Raw genomic sequence first — 15,298 nt, 5'->3', positions numbered from 1 at the left:
TGCTTGGTATCAACTGTTAAAAATGTAACAAAATGTTTGGAGACTTATCTGGAATGATGGCTAAATTAAAAGAAGCACAACAAAAAATTGAAGCTACTAAATTACGATTAAACACTATTTTAATTGATGGTGAAGCCGGAAACGGATTGGTAAAAGTAACTGTTACAGCCAATAGAGCGGTTAAAAATATTTCAATTTCTGAAGAACTTACAGACAAAGAAGAATTGGAAGATTTTTTAGTAATTGCACTAAACAAAGCCTTAGAAAAAGCAAATTCAATTAGTGAAACTGAATTAGCGGCTGCCGCAAAAGATGGAATGCCAAATATTCCTGGAATGGATATGTTTAAATAGATTTTGAATATTATCTCTAAAAACTCAACTATTCAATAAAAAAATCATCTTTAAAAGCTATTAAATATACTTTTTCCTGAGCTCTTGTAACCGCCGTGTATAACCAGCGTAAATAAGGTATACTTTGTCCGTCTGGCAAATAAGGTTGTTCAATAAAAACTGTTTTCCACTGTCCTCCTTGCGATTTATGACACGTAACTGCGTAAGAAAACTTTACTTGTAACGCATTAAAGTGTTTACTTTTTTTAATACCTAATAGTTGTTTATATTTTGAAGTTTCATGAGCAAAATCTTTTCCAACTTCATGATATAGTTTATTAGACTCTTCATAAGATAAAGATGGTGTTTCCGAAGTTAAAGTGTCTAGCAACAATACCGTTTCAAAAGGTTTTTGATTTGGGTAATCAATCATTCTAATTTTTACTTCGGCAAACTTAAAACCGTACAACTCTTTAATACTAAAAATTTGAAGTATTTCACAAATATCGCCATTGGCAATAAAACCCGCATCACTACTTTCTTTTAACCAAAAATAATTGTTTTTAACAACCATCACAAAATCGCCAGTAGAGATTTCATTTTCCTGACCGCGAATTTTACTTCTTATTTGTTGGTTGTATTGATTTGCTCTTTTATTTGATCGTACAATAAATGCGGTATCTTCAACACCAAAATTATCATAAGCGCTATTTATGGCATCTTCAATTTCATACCCATCAATTAACCGAATTAAATCTGGGTAACCCAATCTAAATTTAAAATCATTAAAGCCATTATTTGCCAAAATGTATCTTAATTCTGTCGCATTTACTAAAATTCCAGACTCGGCATGTTGACGCATTACTTCGTTCAACTCTATTTCTATAACATCTTTATCATAATTTAATTTGAGTTTTTGAGCATCCAATGCTGGACTTAATTCTAACTTTACAGGCGGTAATTGCGCTGTATCTCCAATTAAAATTAGTTTACAATGTGCTCCAGAGTACACATATGACATTAAATCGTCTAATAATGATGAATTTTCAAACAAATTACCACTCGTTGAAGTATCTGGAATCATGGAGGCTTCATCAACAATAAAAATAGTATTTGTATGCTTATTTGTTTGCAAGGTAAAATCTACTCCTCCCGATTTATTTTTACGAGGATGATATATTTTTTTATGGATTGTAAATGCTTGCCTGCCCGAATATCCAGAAATTACCTTTGCTGCTCTACCCGTTGGAGCCAATAAAACCGCTTTCTTACCAGCTTTCCACAAATTATTAACAACTGTACTAATAGAAGTTGTTTTACCTGTACCAGCATACCCTTTTATTAAAAATAATTGATTGTTTTTATTTTCAAAAATAAAGTCAGTTAACTTAAACAATAAAATATCTTGCAAGTTTGTTGGCTCAAAAGGAAAATTATCTATAAGGTTTTTGTAAAATTCTTGTGTAGTTTTGATCATTTTGTAATAAAATTCAAATATACAAATTGATTTATGCTTAAAAGTTTTTCTCATTAAAAAAAATTTGTAGATTTGCGTACACAGATAAAAATTACAAATACAAACACAAATGACAACAATATTGATTATTATAGCGGCAATTGTAGTTACCGCGTTTTTAGCTTACGCCATTGTTAATTTTATTCCAAAGAAATTACATTGGGTTTTATCGGTTTTATTAATTGCAATAGCAGCTTTATTAGTTTATAAAATCAATTTCGAAATACAAAAGCCAATGCAATTTAACAAAGAGAAAAAAGTTAAGTATGCTAGGGTTATTGAAAGTATGAAAATTATTAGAGATGCTGAAGTTGCTTTCAAAAAAGTAAAAGGAAGATATACTGATAATGGAGAAGAATTAATTAGCTTTATTGAAAATGGTAAATTTGCATTAACCCAAACAAGAAACGTTGTAAAAAGTGTTAGTGTTGGTGGTGGTATTACAAAAGAAATTGAAGAAAGAGTAGTTGATACTATTGGTTACGAAGATGTAAAAGCCAAATTTGCAGGTAAAGACTACAAAAATATGCTTAAAATACCTGGTACTGACCAAATGTTTAAAATTGAAATTGGTTTTGTAGAAAAAATTATAGGCCTAAAAGCTCCAGTTTTTGAAGTTAAAGTAGATAAAGCTTTAATTTTAGAAGGTATGGATATGAATCTTATCAAGCAAGAAAAAGAAGCTATTGGTGGTGAAGAAATTAAAGGTGAATTTATTAGAGTAGGATCATTAGGTGAAGTTAGCGAAGATGGTAACTGGCCTCCATTTTATGATAAAGCAGATAAAAAAGATATCGAAGAATAATATAGATTTTAACAATCTAGAAGATTATCATTTATCCATCCAACTTAGTTTGGATGGATTTTCTTTTTGTATCTATAACATGCATTCAAAAGACATCCTACATTTTGAATACTTACAGTTTATAGATGAACACGAAATCTCACCTTACAAACATTTAGAATTTGTAGAACAGCTTTATGAAACTAACACTATTCTTAAACATAAATACACATCCGTAAGTGTTACACATTTTAATAATTTAGTAACTCAGGTTCCTAAACCTATTTTTGACAAAAACAACTTGTCAAACTACTTGAAATACTCTATAAAAGTTCTTGAAAACGACTTTATTACGTATGATGAACTCAAAAATTCAGACATTGTAAATGTATATATTCCGTTTGTAAATGTTAATAATTTCTTATTTGATATATATGGGTCCTTTATATTTAAACATGCATCAACCGTTTTAATTGAAAGTTTATTAAATGAGTTTAAAAATAATGTAGAACAGCATTGTTTTGTAAATATTACACAACATACTTTTGAAATAGTTGTTTTAAAAAATAAAAAGCTAGACCTTTATAATATCTTCAATTTTAAAACAAAAGAAGACTTTATATACTATATCCTTTTTATTGCAGAACAATTAAATTTAAACCCAGAAGAATTTCAATTAATATTAATGGGTGATATTGAAAAAGAATCTGAATTATATAAAATTGCATACCAATATGTTAGAAACGTTAGTTTTTACAACAATTTATCTTATAATAATATTTTAGAAGGCATTTCTTCTCACCAACACTATACGTTACTAAATCAAATTTAATGCGAATTATTTCCGGAAAATTTAAGAGCAAAAGGTTACAAGCTCCAAAAAAATTACCTGTTAGACCAACAACTGATATTGCTAAGGAAGCTTTATTTAATATATTAAACAACCTTTATTACTTTCATGAAATAGCAGTTCTAGATTTATTTTCAGGAACTGGAAATATTAGTTACGAATTTGGATCTAGAGGCACAGAAAAAATAACTTCTGTTGATGAAAATTTTGGTTGCATAAAATATATTAATCAAATTTCTGATGAACTTGAATTAGGAATTACCACTGTAAAAAGTGATGTTTTTAAATATTTAGAGAGAACAAATACAAAATTTGATGTTATTTTTGCCGATCCACCTTATGGATTTGAAGACGACTTATTTGAAAAAATTGTGGAATTGGTTTTTAAAAATCAATTACTAGATGAAGGTGGAGTTCTTATTATAGAACACTCTAAATTCACCAAATTTAATAACCCATTTATAAGCTATGAAAAAAAATATGGTGGTAGTGTATTTAGCTTTTTTGAAAACCCTGAAACTGAATCTTAAAACAACGATTCTATCACTTGTTTTTCTGTAATACCTTCTGCTTCAGCTTTGTAATTTTTAACAATTCTATGCTTTAATATTGCGTATGCAACTTCTTGAACATCCTCAATATCAGGTGAGTATTTTCCGTTTACGGCGGCATTAGCCTTCGCTGCTAATATTAAATTTTGAGATGCTCTTGGCCCTGCACCCCAATCAATAAAGTTATTTACAATTTCAGGTGAATTCACCGAATTAGGACGTGTTTTAGAAACTAATTTTACAGCGTATTCAATAACATTATCTGCTACAGGAATTCGCCTAATTAAGTGTTGAAATTCATTTATTTCTTCAGTAGAAAGCATTGGACTAACACTTACTTTAATATCATTTGTGGTACTTTTAACAACTTCAACTTCTTCTTCAAAAGTTGGGTAATCTAAATTAATAGAAAACATAAACCTATCTAGCTGCGCTTCTGGTAACGGGTATGTTCCTTCCTGCTCTATTGGATTTTGAGTTGCTAAAACAAAAAATGGTTTTGCCAATGTATGATGATGCCCTGCTACAGTTACTGATCGCTCTTGCATGGCTTCTAAAAGTGCCGCTTGCGTTTTTGGTGGCGTTCTATTAATTTCATCGGCCAAAATAATATTACTGAAAATTGGGCCTTTTATAAATTTGAAATGATTTGTTTCGTCTAATATTTCGCTCCCTAAAATATCCGAAGGCATTAAATCTGGAGTAAATTGAATACGTTTAAATTCCAACCCTAAAGTTTGAGCTATTGTATTTACAATTAGAGTTTTAGCTAAACCAGGGACACCAATTAATAATGAATGTCCGCCACTTAAAATAGAAAGTAATATATGATCAACCGCTTTGTTTTGACCAATAATAATTTTACCTATTTCTTTCTTTAAAGCTGTATGTTTTTCTACCAGTAGTTTTAATGCAGCAACATCCGACATATTAATCTTTTTTCCAGTTATTTTTAAATTCACAATTTTTAAAATCATTCCCTATTTTAATATAGGTATCTCCAATTTTATTTTTCACCCATTTTTCAATAGCTTCTTCTTGTTTCTTTTGCAAGGTTAACTGCTGAATTTTCTCGTAATCTTTTACAAAGTCTGCTTTATGAGTATCGTTTTTACTTTTTAGTAAAATAATTTTATGCATTTTTTCACCACCCCTCACTTCTTCGTAGAAAGGTTCAGTAATTTCACCAGTTTTTAAATTATTAACTTTTCCATATAATTCAGGACCCATTAAGGTTAAATCAAATTTTGTATCATTAGATTCTGGATTTAATATTAAACCTTGATTATTTTTAGTTTCTACATCATCAGAATATTTTAAAACGGCTTCTTCAAAAGTAATTTCTCCATTAAGAATTTGATTTCTAATTTTTGCAAGTTCAGTTTTTGAAGTATTTAATTCTTCTTCACTAATTTTTGGTTGTATTAAAATATGACGTACATCACGCTCTTGCCCTTTAATTTTTTCAACTTGAATAATATGATATCCAAAACCCGATTCAAATGGTTCTGAAATTTCTCCTTCATCTAAAGAAAATGCTACTTCTTTAAACTCTTTAATAAAACCACTTTCACGTGTAATTGTATATTTCCCTCCAGATCCTGCTCCGTTTCCTGAAACAGCTGGGTCATCAGAATTGATTATGGCTTTTAACCTAAAGCTATAGCCATCTTCAATTTCTTTTTTTATCTCTTTTAATTTGGCTACTACTCTATTTGTTTCTTCTTCTTTTGGTTTTAAATACTTCACTATTTGAGCCAATTCAATTTCTGCACTAAATTCTGGCAAACTGTTCTCTTTTTCAAGGTTTTTAAAGTATGTTCTAACTTCTTCTGGAGTAACATCAATTTTTTCTGTTATACTAGAGCGTTCTCTTTTTATTAAAAGTTGTTCCTTTTGAATATCTGAAAGTTCACTTCTTAAATCTTCCTCATCATTAAAACCGTACATTTTAAGTACTTTTTCCATAGAGCCCAATTGTTGTGTAAAATAGCCAATATTTCTTTCTACTTCAGATTGAACTTCTGCATCAGTAACTACAACACTATCAACAACTGCATGATGCGCTATTAATTTTTGTGTCATTATTTCTTCTAAAATTTCACAATCTGTAATTTCAATTTTCCCTTCAATTCGCTGCTGTAATTCTTTTTTAAACTTCTCTATATCAGAATCTAATACAATATTTTTACCTATAACAACTGCTACTCCATCTACTTTAATTCTTTCGCTTTTTATTGATAAACTATCTTGTGCTTTTGAAGTAAAGGCTACTAATAAAAAAGCTAAAATTGTTATTTTTTTAATCATTTTAATATATTTCAAATTGTTTTTTGTTTTGTGCATCTTCTAATAATGTTTCTTCAATATTTTTTAATAATTGTAATTTTCTTTGATGTAAAATCATTTGCTTAATTGAAGGAGTAATATAGCTTTTTGGTGCTATTTCATTTCTATTTAGTACATTTTTAATTTTGACCAAATATAAGCTTAATGAATCTTCTTTTTTAACAAAATTATCTTTTTTTAGAAGTTCCTGTTTATCTAAATCTTTCAAAATTGGAACTTTTATATATAGCTCACTTAATTTCACCCAAATTGAATCATTTAAGTGTTGTGATTTTAAAAATATTTCTCTGTGTTGTAAGGTGTCTAAATCTTTCTTTTTTGAAGATTCAAAAAGACGTATTATCTCATTTTTATTAATTAAATCTTTGCCAATTTTTATATATTTCAATTTAACCAACTCTTCATTTAATTTGAAATTTTGACCATTTTCATTGTAAAATTTATCAATATCCTGAGGTGTAATATCATAATTCAAATACTGTTTTACAACAGCCTCTTTATATGAATTAATGTATAAATCTTCTCTATATTTTTTAACCAAATCGTCAAAATCACTTTGTGTATCTTCTAAATTAATTTGCGCTTTAGCCAATAATAATTGCTGTTTTACCCAGTTGTTAATATAACTATTAACTAACAATGTACTGTCTTGTTTGGATAAACCTGTGTTAAAAATATTGGTTAAGTCTTCCTTATATAAATAGGTATCATTAACTCTTGCTACTGCTTCCTTCTCAGTATCTTTAAATGTAAAATAATTACAAGATTGCAACGATATTAATAATATTAAATATGGAATTAAATTTTTCAATAGTTATATTTTTAGTTTTAAAAGTTTCTTTTTTTCAGAGGAATTAAATGCTACTTTGTATTTTAAATTTAACTCTTTTATCCATTCATTTTCTAAATATTCCTGAAAATCTGAAATTACAGTTCCTTTTATAGTAGCCAATTCTTTATGATTATATTTCTTTGTTTTATTTTCATTGAAATAATTTGATAGTGCCGCACTATCTTTAGATTTTTCCCAAACCCTCTTTTCTAATAAATCAAATAATAACAAACCTTCTTTAAATTCTTTAAACATGATTGCAAATTCATCATTATCTGTTTCAATATGTTGTTTGTAATAATTGATGACTTCTTTTTCCTTAAAACCTGCAAATGATTTAGCTATACTAGTATTAGTAAAAGAATTTAAGTAAGATATAAAACGGTTTTGAGAAATAGGTGTATTTTCTATTGTTAGTAAAGTACTCCTAAATAGTTCTGGTTTTTCTTTCCAATCATTAACAGAAAACTGCTGTAAAGCTTCTTCATTTACAACTACTTTGTATTCTTTAAAAAGTCTATTTATTACAGATTCACCTATTAAATTAGAACGCTCATCATTTTCAACCTGTTGTGTTATTCTATCTCTTAACTTTTCAAAACTTTCAATCGGATACTTTTTAATTAACCTTACAATATGCCAGCCAAATTGGGTTTGAAATGGTTTAGAAAAATCACCTTCATTTTCTAATTTAAAAGCCTCATTCGCAAAACTTTCTAACATTTGCCCAGTACCAAATTTATTCAATCTTCCACCTTGTGGAGCAGTTGCTTTATCATCTGAAACTTGAGTAGCCAACTCAAAAAAATCAGTATTACTATCAACTAATTGAGCATAGATGTCATCAATTTTATTTTTTGCAATTAAGCTATCATTTTTAACCATTATATGGGCAACTTCAACTTCACCTTTAGCATTCCTAACATTATGAACTTGTACTATATGATACCCGAATTTTGTTTTAAAAGGCATAGAAACATCGCCTATTTTTGTATTAAACGCAGTATTCTCAAATGGATATACCATTTGTAAACCTGTAAAATAACCTATTCTTCCTCCGTTTTGTTGTACGGTTGGATCTTCAGAATATTTTAAAGCAACTTCAGCAAAACTCTTTCCGGCTAAAATTAAATTCCTTGCTTCTATTAACTTATTATAGGCAATTAACGTGTCATTTGCGGTTGCGTCAGGTTTTATAAATAGTAATATGTGACTTACATCAACTTCTTTTGTAATTCTATCATACGCCTCTTTAATTAAATGTTCTGATACATTTTTATCCTTTAAATAAGGCGCTATTAAATTTGATTTATATTCACTAAGTTCACTTTTAAATTTAGGAAAGGTATCTAAACGTAGCTCAAAAGCTTCCTTTACTTTTAATTTATAATTTACATATAAGTTTAAATAATTTTCAATACCCTTTTTAGATGAATCGTCTATTAAATTAATATTCTTCTTGTAAACATTCACAAATTCTTGAGTGTAAACTGGCTCATTATCAATAGAGAATAATACTTTTTGATTATTTTGTGCATTTAAATTAAAGGCAATAATAAGTACAATAAAAGTGATTTTTTTTAAATCCATATTGTTAAATATGTGTGTTGTAATATAATTGTTACAATTAAATTTTATGATACAAAAAACGTTGCAATTTATTTTTTATTTTTTGTTTTTGTTGTTAAAAGTATCACAAAGATATTATTCCTTCTATTTTTTCAGCTTCCATATATTTTATAATTATATGATCGGCTTTTTTCATAACAACATGTATAGAAACACTTGTATATTTACCAGTTTTTGAAGTAGTTTTATTAATTACCGCACCTTCATAATTAAATAAATTTTCAATTTGATTTATTTTGTCTTCCGCTGTAGGTACAATAAATTTAAACAAGTATTTTGTTGGAAAAGAGGTATCTTGCTTTAATTTTTTCTTTAATTTTTTGTAAAATTGAGTTCTATTATCCATTTTCTTTTTATTTATAGTACTCAAATTTAGTACCATACTTAAACTGTTCATATTTAACTGACAAAATTACACTATTATTTTTAGTATTATTTTATGAAAAACTTATTTTTGTAGTATGCAAAAAAAAATTGTTTTAACTGGAGGGCCAAGTACAGGCAAAACTACTGTAATTGAAGAATTATTGAATAGAAATTTTATGTGTATGACAGAAATTTCTAGAGAAGTTACATTAAACGCCCGTAAAAATGGCGTAGAACAATTATTTTTAACCAAACCACTGCTATTTAGTGAGTTATTACTAGAAGGCCGAATCAATCAATATCTTGAAGCTGAAAAAAGAAACGCTGATATTGTATTTTTTGATAGAGGAATTCCAGATGTTCATGCATACATGAATTATATAAGTATTGATTATCCTACATCTTATATTAAAAAAAGTAAGCTTTATAAGTACGATTATATTTTTTTAATGCCGCCTTGGGAAGCTATTTATATTACTGATAGCGAACGATATGAAAATTTTGAGCAGGCTTTGGCAATTCATAATCATTTAGATCGTACCTACAAGAAATTAAACTATAATGTTATTGAAGTGCCATTTGGCACGGTTGAAAAAAGAGCAGATTTTATTTTAGACTTTATAAAATAATGACAACTCCGATTGAAATACTTCAAAAATTTTGGAATCACAACCAATTTAGACCTCCACAAGAGGCCATCATAAATGCAGTTTTAAATGCACAAAACACCATAGTATTATTACCAACAGGTGGTGGAAAATCACTTTGCTATCAAATTCCAGCACTCATTTCAGAAGGTGTTTGCATTGTAATTTCACCTTTAATTGCACTCATTAAAGACCAAGTAAACAGTTTAAAAGAAAAAAACATAAAAGCCATTGCTTTAACCTCTCAATTATCTCAAGATGAAATAATTACCGCGTTTGATAATTTACAATTTGGAGGTTACAAGTTTTTATATTTGTCACCAGAAAAGTTGCAATCGCCTTTTATTCAAGAGAAAATAAAGCAATTAAAAGCATCCATTATTGCCATTGATGAAGCGCATTGTATTTCTGCTTGGGGACATGATTTTAGACCTTCATATTTAAAATTAGCTATTTTAAAAGAATTACAACCAACCGCAACTTTTATTGCTTTAACCGCTACAGCAACTTCTAAAGTATTAAATGATATTCAACAAAATTTAAACCTAGAAAACGCGCAACTTTTTAAAAAATCGTTTCAAAGAAAAAATTTAATTTATACGGTTATTGAAACTGAAGATATAAATAATAGATTGTTGAGTATTGCAAAAAGAATAAATGCTCCAACAATAATTTATACCAAAAGCAGAAAACAAACCAAAGATATTTGTCACTTTTTACTATATCATAAATTAAAAAGTAGTTTTTATCATGGAGGATTATCTGTTGAAGAAAAAAACAATGCATTTAATAATTGGATGCTAGAAAAAACACCCATAATGGTTGCTACAAATGCTTTTGGAATGGGAATTGACAAAGCCAATGTGAAAGCGGTAATACATGTTAACATACCAGATAGTTTAGAAAATTTTATTCAGGAAGCAGGAAGAGCAGGAAGAGACGAACAAAAGGCATATTCATTTATTTTAACTAACAATACTATTATAAATGATACCGAAACAAAATTTTCAAATGCTTCACCAACAGTAAAGTACATTAAAAAAACCTATCAATATTTAAACAGTTTTTACCGTATTTCATACGGAGATTTACCCACAGAATTATTTAATTTTTCATTACAAGAATTTTGCACAACCTATCAGCTTAACATTTTAAAAACCTATAATGCCCTTAAAGTTTTAGAGCGAGAAAACATCATTTTATTAGATGAAAATTACAGCAAAAAATCTACCATTCAAATTACCTTAAACAACCATCAATTGTTTTATTATATAAACTCTCATCCGGCTTCTGAAACTTTGTTAAAATTGATTTTAAGAACTTATGGAGGCATATTTGAACATGCAACATTTATAAATGAATTTTCTTTAGCTAACAAATTAAGGCTTTCCAAAATTGAAATAATTAATCAACTAACTAGTTTAAATAAAGATGGAATTATAAACTACAGTTATGAGGATTCAACATCTAAACTACTGTTTTTAGTAAACAGAGAAGATGATTATACCATTAATAGCATTGCTAAAAGTATTGAACAACAATATGTATTGAAATTTGAAAAATTAAAAGCATCTATCAATTTTATAAAAAATAAAAAAACGTGTAGAAATAAACAATTACTCTCCTATTTTAATGAAATAATTACAGATGATTGCGGCAAATGCGATAATTGTTTGGCTAAAACCAAGGGAAATGCTTCCTACAAAACTATTTCAGAAGCTATTTTAACTTTTTTAGGAATATCAACGTACACTTCAATAGAAATAATTAACAATCTTCAATTTTCAGAAAAAGAGATTTTAAATACTCTAAAAATACTGTTAGAAAAAAATAAAATAGCAATAACTTCGCAAAATAAAATTAAAAGAACTGATATATGAGAGATTTGAGAATTGTTTTTATGGGAACTCCAGACTTTGCTGTTGCAACATTAGATGCCATAATAAAAGCATCCTATAATGTAGTAGGTGTAATTACAGCGCCAGACAAACCAGCTGGAAGAGGTCAAAAATTACAGCAATCTGCAGTAAAAAAATATGCCGAAGAAAAAGGCTTACATATCTTACAACCAACAAATTTAAAAAGTGAAGATTTTTTAAATGAACTTAAAAGTTTAAATGCTAATTTACAAATTGTAGTAGCCTTTAGAATGTTACCAAATGCTGTTTGGAAAATGCCAACATACGGAACCTTTAATTTACACGCTTCGCTTTTACCTAATTATAGAGGCGCTGCACCAATTAACTGGGCAATTATAAATGGTGAAACCAAGACCGGTGTCACTACTTTTTTTATTGATGAAAAAATTGACACTGGAAATATTATTTTACAAGAAGAAGTTGCTATTTCAGAAAACCAAACTGTTGGTGAATTGCATGATGCATTAATGACTATTGGAAGTAATTTGGTAGTAAAAACAGTACATCTTATAAATGATGACAAAGTACAAACAACCAAACAGCCAGAATTTGAAGAAAAAGCTGCGCCAAAAATATATACAGAAACCTGTAAAATTAATTGGAACGAATCAATACATACTATTTATAACTTAATTAGAGGTTTAAATCCTTATCCAACCGCTTGGACCATTCTTAAAAACAATGAAGAAGAAATTAAAGTTAAAATTTTTGATGTTCAAAAAAAATTCATAAATCATAGTATAAAACCTGGAACTATCATAAGTTCTAAAAACGAATTAAAAGTTGCTGCAAAAGATGGTTATATTTTAATTGAAAGTTTACAATTGGCAGGCAAGAAAAAAATGGATACAAAAAGTTTATTAAACGGTTTTACATTTCAAGAAAATTCTATAATGCTTTAAACCCTTTATTTTAAAGGCTTTCGTAATTAATAGTTAAATTTAAGAAAGGTTATTAACATTTACCCTCTTTTATTAACAAAACAGACATTTTTTTGGGTAAAAACTTGCATAAACCCTTATTCCGTCTAACTTTGTTAAGCTATTAAAAGCGAAATATGTTTAACCAATTAATTTAACATTTAGATTATGAACAAATCAGATTTAATTGATGCAATGGCAGCTGATGCTGGCATCACAAAGGCAGCAGCAAAAGCAGCTTTAGAATCATTAACAGAAAATGTAACAAAAACTCTTAAAGGAGGTGGAAAAGTTGCATTAGTAGGCTGGGGAACTTGGTCTATCTCTAAAAGAGCAGCAAGATCAGGAAGAAATCCTCAAACAGGAAAAACTATTAAAATTGCGGCTAAAAACGTAGTTAAATTTAAAGCAGGTGCTGGTTTCAGCGATGCCGTAAATTAATACATAAGAAATATTCTTATTCTCAAAACTCTTCAAATTAACATTGAAGAGTTTTTTTTATTCCTAAATTTCATTATATTTAATTAAAATATATAATTTATGCTTCCTAAAAATCCATCAAAAGGAAAATTATTAGTTGCTGAGCCATCTATTTTAAATGATAAAGAATTTAATAGATCGGTTATATATTTAACGGAATATAATAAAGAGGGCTGCATTGGATTTATATTAAACAAACCCAGTGATTTTATTTTAAAAGATTTAATTCCTGATATAGATTGTGATTTTACCATTTTTAATGGCGGCCCTGTGGAACAAGAAAATTTATATTTTATTCACAAACTCCCAGAACTAATTCCAAATAGTATTAAAATTGATAAAGATATTTATTGGGGTGGCGATTTTGAAACGTTAACCGCATTATTAAATACAAAAAAAATTGAAGAAACAGATATTCGCTTTTTTTTAGGATATTCTGGTTGGTCAATTAATCAATTAACCGAAGAGTTAAATGAATCTACTTGGCTTATTATTCAAAATAAATATCCTAATATTTTTGATCTAGATAGCTCAACTATTTGGAAAAATCAATTAATGTCCATAGGCGGTGAGTATCAAATTTGGGCAAATGCGCCTATGAATCCTGAATTAAACTAGCTGATTTAGCCACTCATTAATTTTTTCAGTAACACTACTTTTATAAACCATTTTTTTATAAAAATGTACCGGTTGAACTCCAACAATTGCATTGGTTATAAATACTTCATCTGCCTTTTGTAATTCAAATGGTGAAATTTCTGTTTCCTCAATAGTATATTCCTTATTTTTTGAGAGTACTTCAATTATTTTTTTTCGAATAATACCTTTAATACAACCTTCCGTAATAGCTGGTGTTTTAATGGTAGTACCAAACACTAAAAATATGTTTCCGTTTAAAACTTCCACTATATTCTTTTTTTCATTTAACAACACGCAGTTATCATACTCATTTTCTTCAGCAAAAATAGCGGCCAACACATTTACAATTTTATTGGTGGTCTTTATAGTTGACAACAATCCTGAAAATATATAATAATCCTTAAACAACTCTAAAGAATAGCCTTGTTTTATTGAAGAGTTTAGTTCATTCGCATGTATTAAATATGAAATTTCATTTGTTTTTGGAGCGTACAAACCTCCATCATTTCTAAAAACAGTAAATCGTACTCTACTAGTAGTAAGGCCAACGGCTTTTACGGTATTTAAAATCTCTTCTTCAAAGAATTCCATCGTAAAATTTAGTGGAATCTCCATGCGTATCATTCTCATAGAAGCCATCAATCTAAAATAATGATCTTCTAAAAAATGAATTTTTAAGTCTGTTACTTTTAAAGTTTCAAAAAGAGCATCACCATATTTAAATGCCCTATTTTCAGCCGTTAAAATTGTGCTTGAATTATTTATTAATGAACCGTTTAAATTTATCATTTTACAAAATTAGGAAAGAAATTCACATAAAAAAACCCTGATAAATCAAGGTTTATTAAATTACTTATACTTTATTACGCACCAATAGTGTGTTTTAGCTCGTCTATTTGATTTTGCCAAAACATTTTTGCCTCATCAACTTCATCTTCTTCTGCAAAATCAGTGACAATTAGCGATACATCTTTGGTTATTTCATCAACTTCAATGCGAAATTCAAAGAATGATTTTTCATCATCATTATCTAACCATCTAAATTTAATTTTCTCACCTGGTCGTTCCTGCAATACTTTTGCCTTTTCTTCTGACCCATCCCATATAAAAGTATATACTTCTCCTCTTGAATTTACGTTATCTGCAAACCATTCTGAAAGCCCGGAAGGCGTTCCAAAGTACTGATATAACATCTGTGGAGAAGCGTGGATAGGGAATTCTATTTCAAATTTTATTTTCGTTGACATGCTTTATTTTTAAAAGCACAATATATATAATTTATCTATCCTAAAAAAATTTAAATTATTAAAAAATATGTCTTTTTTATTTGCAAGAACAAGTTTTTTATTTTTATATTTGCACCCTTCATAAATGGCGTGGTAGCTCAGTTGGTTAGAGCGTCGGATTCATAACCCGGAGGTCTCCAGTTCAATTCTGGATCACGCTACAAGCGAAAAGTGAACAAATAAGCGGTTTAGATTGAT

The 15,298-nt window shown here is 28.3% G+C and carries 17 protein-coding genes and 1 tRNA gene; 10 read left to right on the top strand and 8 right to left on the bottom strand.

Annotated elements, in window-relative coordinates; translation table 11 throughout:
• Positions 1 to 32: 32 nt before the first annotated feature.
• Positions 33 to 353 (top strand): YbaB/EbfC family nucleoid-associated protein, encoded by a 321-nt coding sequence (locus JEY78_RS08185; protein ID WP_291849362.1) that lies wholly within the window; start codon positions 33 to 35, stop codon positions 351 to 353.
• A gap of 28 nt (positions 354 to 381) precedes the next feature.
• Here JEY78_RS08185 and JEY78_RS08180 read toward each other — a convergent pair whose 3' ends face one another.
• Positions 382 to 1,809, bottom strand: coding sequence for an AAA family ATPase (locus JEY78_RS08180; protein ID WP_291849359.1), 1,428 nt, complete (start codon positions 1,807 to 1,809; stop codon positions 382 to 384).
• A gap of 109 nt (positions 1,810 to 1,918) precedes the next feature.
• On the opposite strand from JEY78_RS08180, the gene JEY78_RS08175 reads away from it, so the two are divergent.
• The 3 genes from JEY78_RS08175 to JEY78_RS08165 are packed head-to-tail and all read left to right on the top strand — an operon-like array spanning position 1,919 to position 4,012.
• Positions 1,919 to 2,653 (top strand): hypothetical protein, encoded by a 735-nt coding sequence (locus JEY78_RS08175; protein WP_291849357.1) that lies wholly within the window; start codon positions 1,919 to 1,921, stop codon positions 2,651 to 2,653.
• Positions 2,619 to 3,464, top strand: a complete 846-nt coding sequence (locus JEY78_RS08170) for a DUF3822 family protein (RefSeq protein ID WP_291849354.1) — start codon at positions 2,619 to 2,621, stop codon at positions 3,462 to 3,464. Before JEY78_RS08175 ends, JEY78_RS08170 begins: the two co-directional genes overlap by 35 nt.
• The gene (locus tag JEY78_RS08165; protein ID WP_291849351.1) at positions 3,464 to 4,012 is read left to right on the top strand and encodes an RsmD family RNA methyltransferase; all 549 of its coding nucleotides are present in this window, start codon (positions 3,464 to 3,466) and stop codon (positions 4,010 to 4,012) included. The genes JEY78_RS08170 and JEY78_RS08165 overlap by 1 nt, the downstream gene beginning before the upstream one ends.
• Here the strand turns inward: JEY78_RS08165 and JEY78_RS08160 are convergent.
• From JEY78_RS08160 to JEY78_RS08140, 5 genes are all read right to left on the bottom strand, one after another.
• Positions 4,009 to 4,962 carry a MoxR family ATPase gene (locus tag JEY78_RS08160; RefSeq protein ID WP_291849802.1) on the bottom strand — a complete coding sequence of 318 codons (954 nt, stop codon included), beginning with the start codon at positions 4,960 to 4,962 and terminating at the stop codon, positions 4,009 to 4,011. The two genes, JEY78_RS08165 and JEY78_RS08160, sit on opposite strands and share 4 nt — an antisense overlap.
• A gap of 1 nt (position 4,963) precedes the next feature.
• Positions 4,964 to 6,343, bottom strand: coding sequence for a peptidylprolyl isomerase (locus JEY78_RS08155; protein ID WP_291849348.1), 1,380 nt, complete (start codon positions 6,341 to 6,343; stop codon positions 4,964 to 4,966).
• A 1-nt stretch (position 6,344) separates the two neighbouring features.
• Positions 6,345 to 7,193, bottom strand: a complete 849-nt coding sequence (locus JEY78_RS08150) for a peptidyl-prolyl cis-trans isomerase (RefSeq protein WP_291849344.1) — start codon at positions 7,191 to 7,193, stop codon at positions 6,345 to 6,347.
• Between the two features lie 3 nt (positions 7,194 to 7,196).
• Positions 7,197 to 8,804 carry a peptidylprolyl isomerase gene (locus JEY78_RS08145; protein ID WP_291849341.1) on the bottom strand — a complete coding sequence of 536 codons (1,608 nt, stop codon included), beginning with the start codon at positions 8,802 to 8,804 and terminating at the stop codon, positions 7,197 to 7,199.
• A gap of 103 nt (positions 8,805 to 8,907) precedes the next feature.
• Entirely contained in the window at positions 8,908 to 9,189 is a 282-nt protein-coding gene (locus JEY78_RS08140) for a DUF493 family protein (RefSeq protein ID WP_291849339.1), read from the bottom strand.
• A gap of 115 nt (positions 9,190 to 9,304) precedes the next feature.
• Here JEY78_RS08140 and JEY78_RS08135 point away from each other — a divergent pair, with 115 nt between their 5' ends.
• The 5 genes from JEY78_RS08135 to JEY78_RS08115 all read left to right on the top strand — a co-directional run bounded on the left by JEY78_RS08135 (position 9,305) and on the right by JEY78_RS08115 (position 13,793).
• A complete protein-coding gene (locus JEY78_RS08135; protein WP_291849337.1) occupies positions 9,305 to 9,838 on the top strand; it encodes an ATP-binding protein in 534 nt (177 codons plus the stop codon).
• A complete protein-coding gene (locus JEY78_RS08130; RefSeq protein WP_291849335.1) occupies positions 9,838 to 11,736 on the top strand; it encodes an ATP-dependent DNA helicase RecQ in 1,899 nt (632 codons plus the stop codon). The genes JEY78_RS08135 and JEY78_RS08130 overlap by 1 nt, the downstream gene beginning before the upstream one ends.
• On the top strand, positions 11,733 to 12,677 hold the full coding sequence (gene fmt / locus JEY78_RS08125; RefSeq protein ID WP_291849333.1) for a methionyl-tRNA formyltransferase: 945 nt from the start codon (positions 11,733 to 11,735) through the stop codon (positions 12,675 to 12,677). The genes JEY78_RS08130 and fmt overlap by 4 nt, the downstream gene beginning before the upstream one ends.
• 186 nt (positions 12,678 to 12,863) lie before the next feature.
• Positions 12,864 to 13,136: an HU family DNA-binding protein gene (locus JEY78_RS08120; protein WP_291849331.1), complete on the top strand. Its 273-nt coding sequence runs from the start codon at positions 12,864 to 12,866 to the stop codon at positions 13,134 to 13,136.
• A gap of 99 nt (positions 13,137 to 13,235) precedes the next feature.
• Positions 13,236 to 13,793: a YqgE/AlgH family protein gene (locus JEY78_RS08115; RefSeq protein WP_291849328.1), complete on the top strand. Its 558-nt coding sequence runs from the start codon at positions 13,236 to 13,238 to the stop codon at positions 13,791 to 13,793.
• Here the strand turns inward: JEY78_RS08115 and JEY78_RS08110 are convergent.
• Positions 13,785 to 14,603: an aminotransferase class IV gene (locus JEY78_RS08110; RefSeq protein WP_291849325.1), complete on the bottom strand. Its 819-nt coding sequence runs from the start codon at positions 14,601 to 14,603 to the stop codon at positions 13,785 to 13,787. The genes JEY78_RS08115 and JEY78_RS08110 overlap by 9 nt on opposite strands.
• Before the next feature lie 74 nt (positions 14,604 to 14,677).
• The gene (locus JEY78_RS08105) at positions 14,678 to 15,061 is read right to left on the bottom strand and encodes an START-like domain-containing protein (RefSeq protein ID WP_291849322.1); all 384 of its coding nucleotides are present in this window, start codon (positions 15,059 to 15,061) and stop codon (positions 14,678 to 14,680) included.
• Positions 15,062 to 15,187: 126 nt separating this feature from the next.
• Between JEY78_RS08105 and JEY78_RS08100 the strand changes: the two genes are divergently transcribed.
• Positions 15,188 to 15,261 (top strand) — tRNA-Met (locus JEY78_RS08100).
• Positions 15,262 to 15,298 lie beyond the last annotated feature (37 nt).

It is taken from the genome of Lutibacter sp. (assembly GCF_016342705.1).
Classification (GTDB): Bacteria; Bacteroidota; Bacteroidia; order Flavobacteriales; family Flavobacteriaceae; genus Lutibacter.
This window is presented reverse-complemented; position numbering and strand designations above follow the sequence as displayed.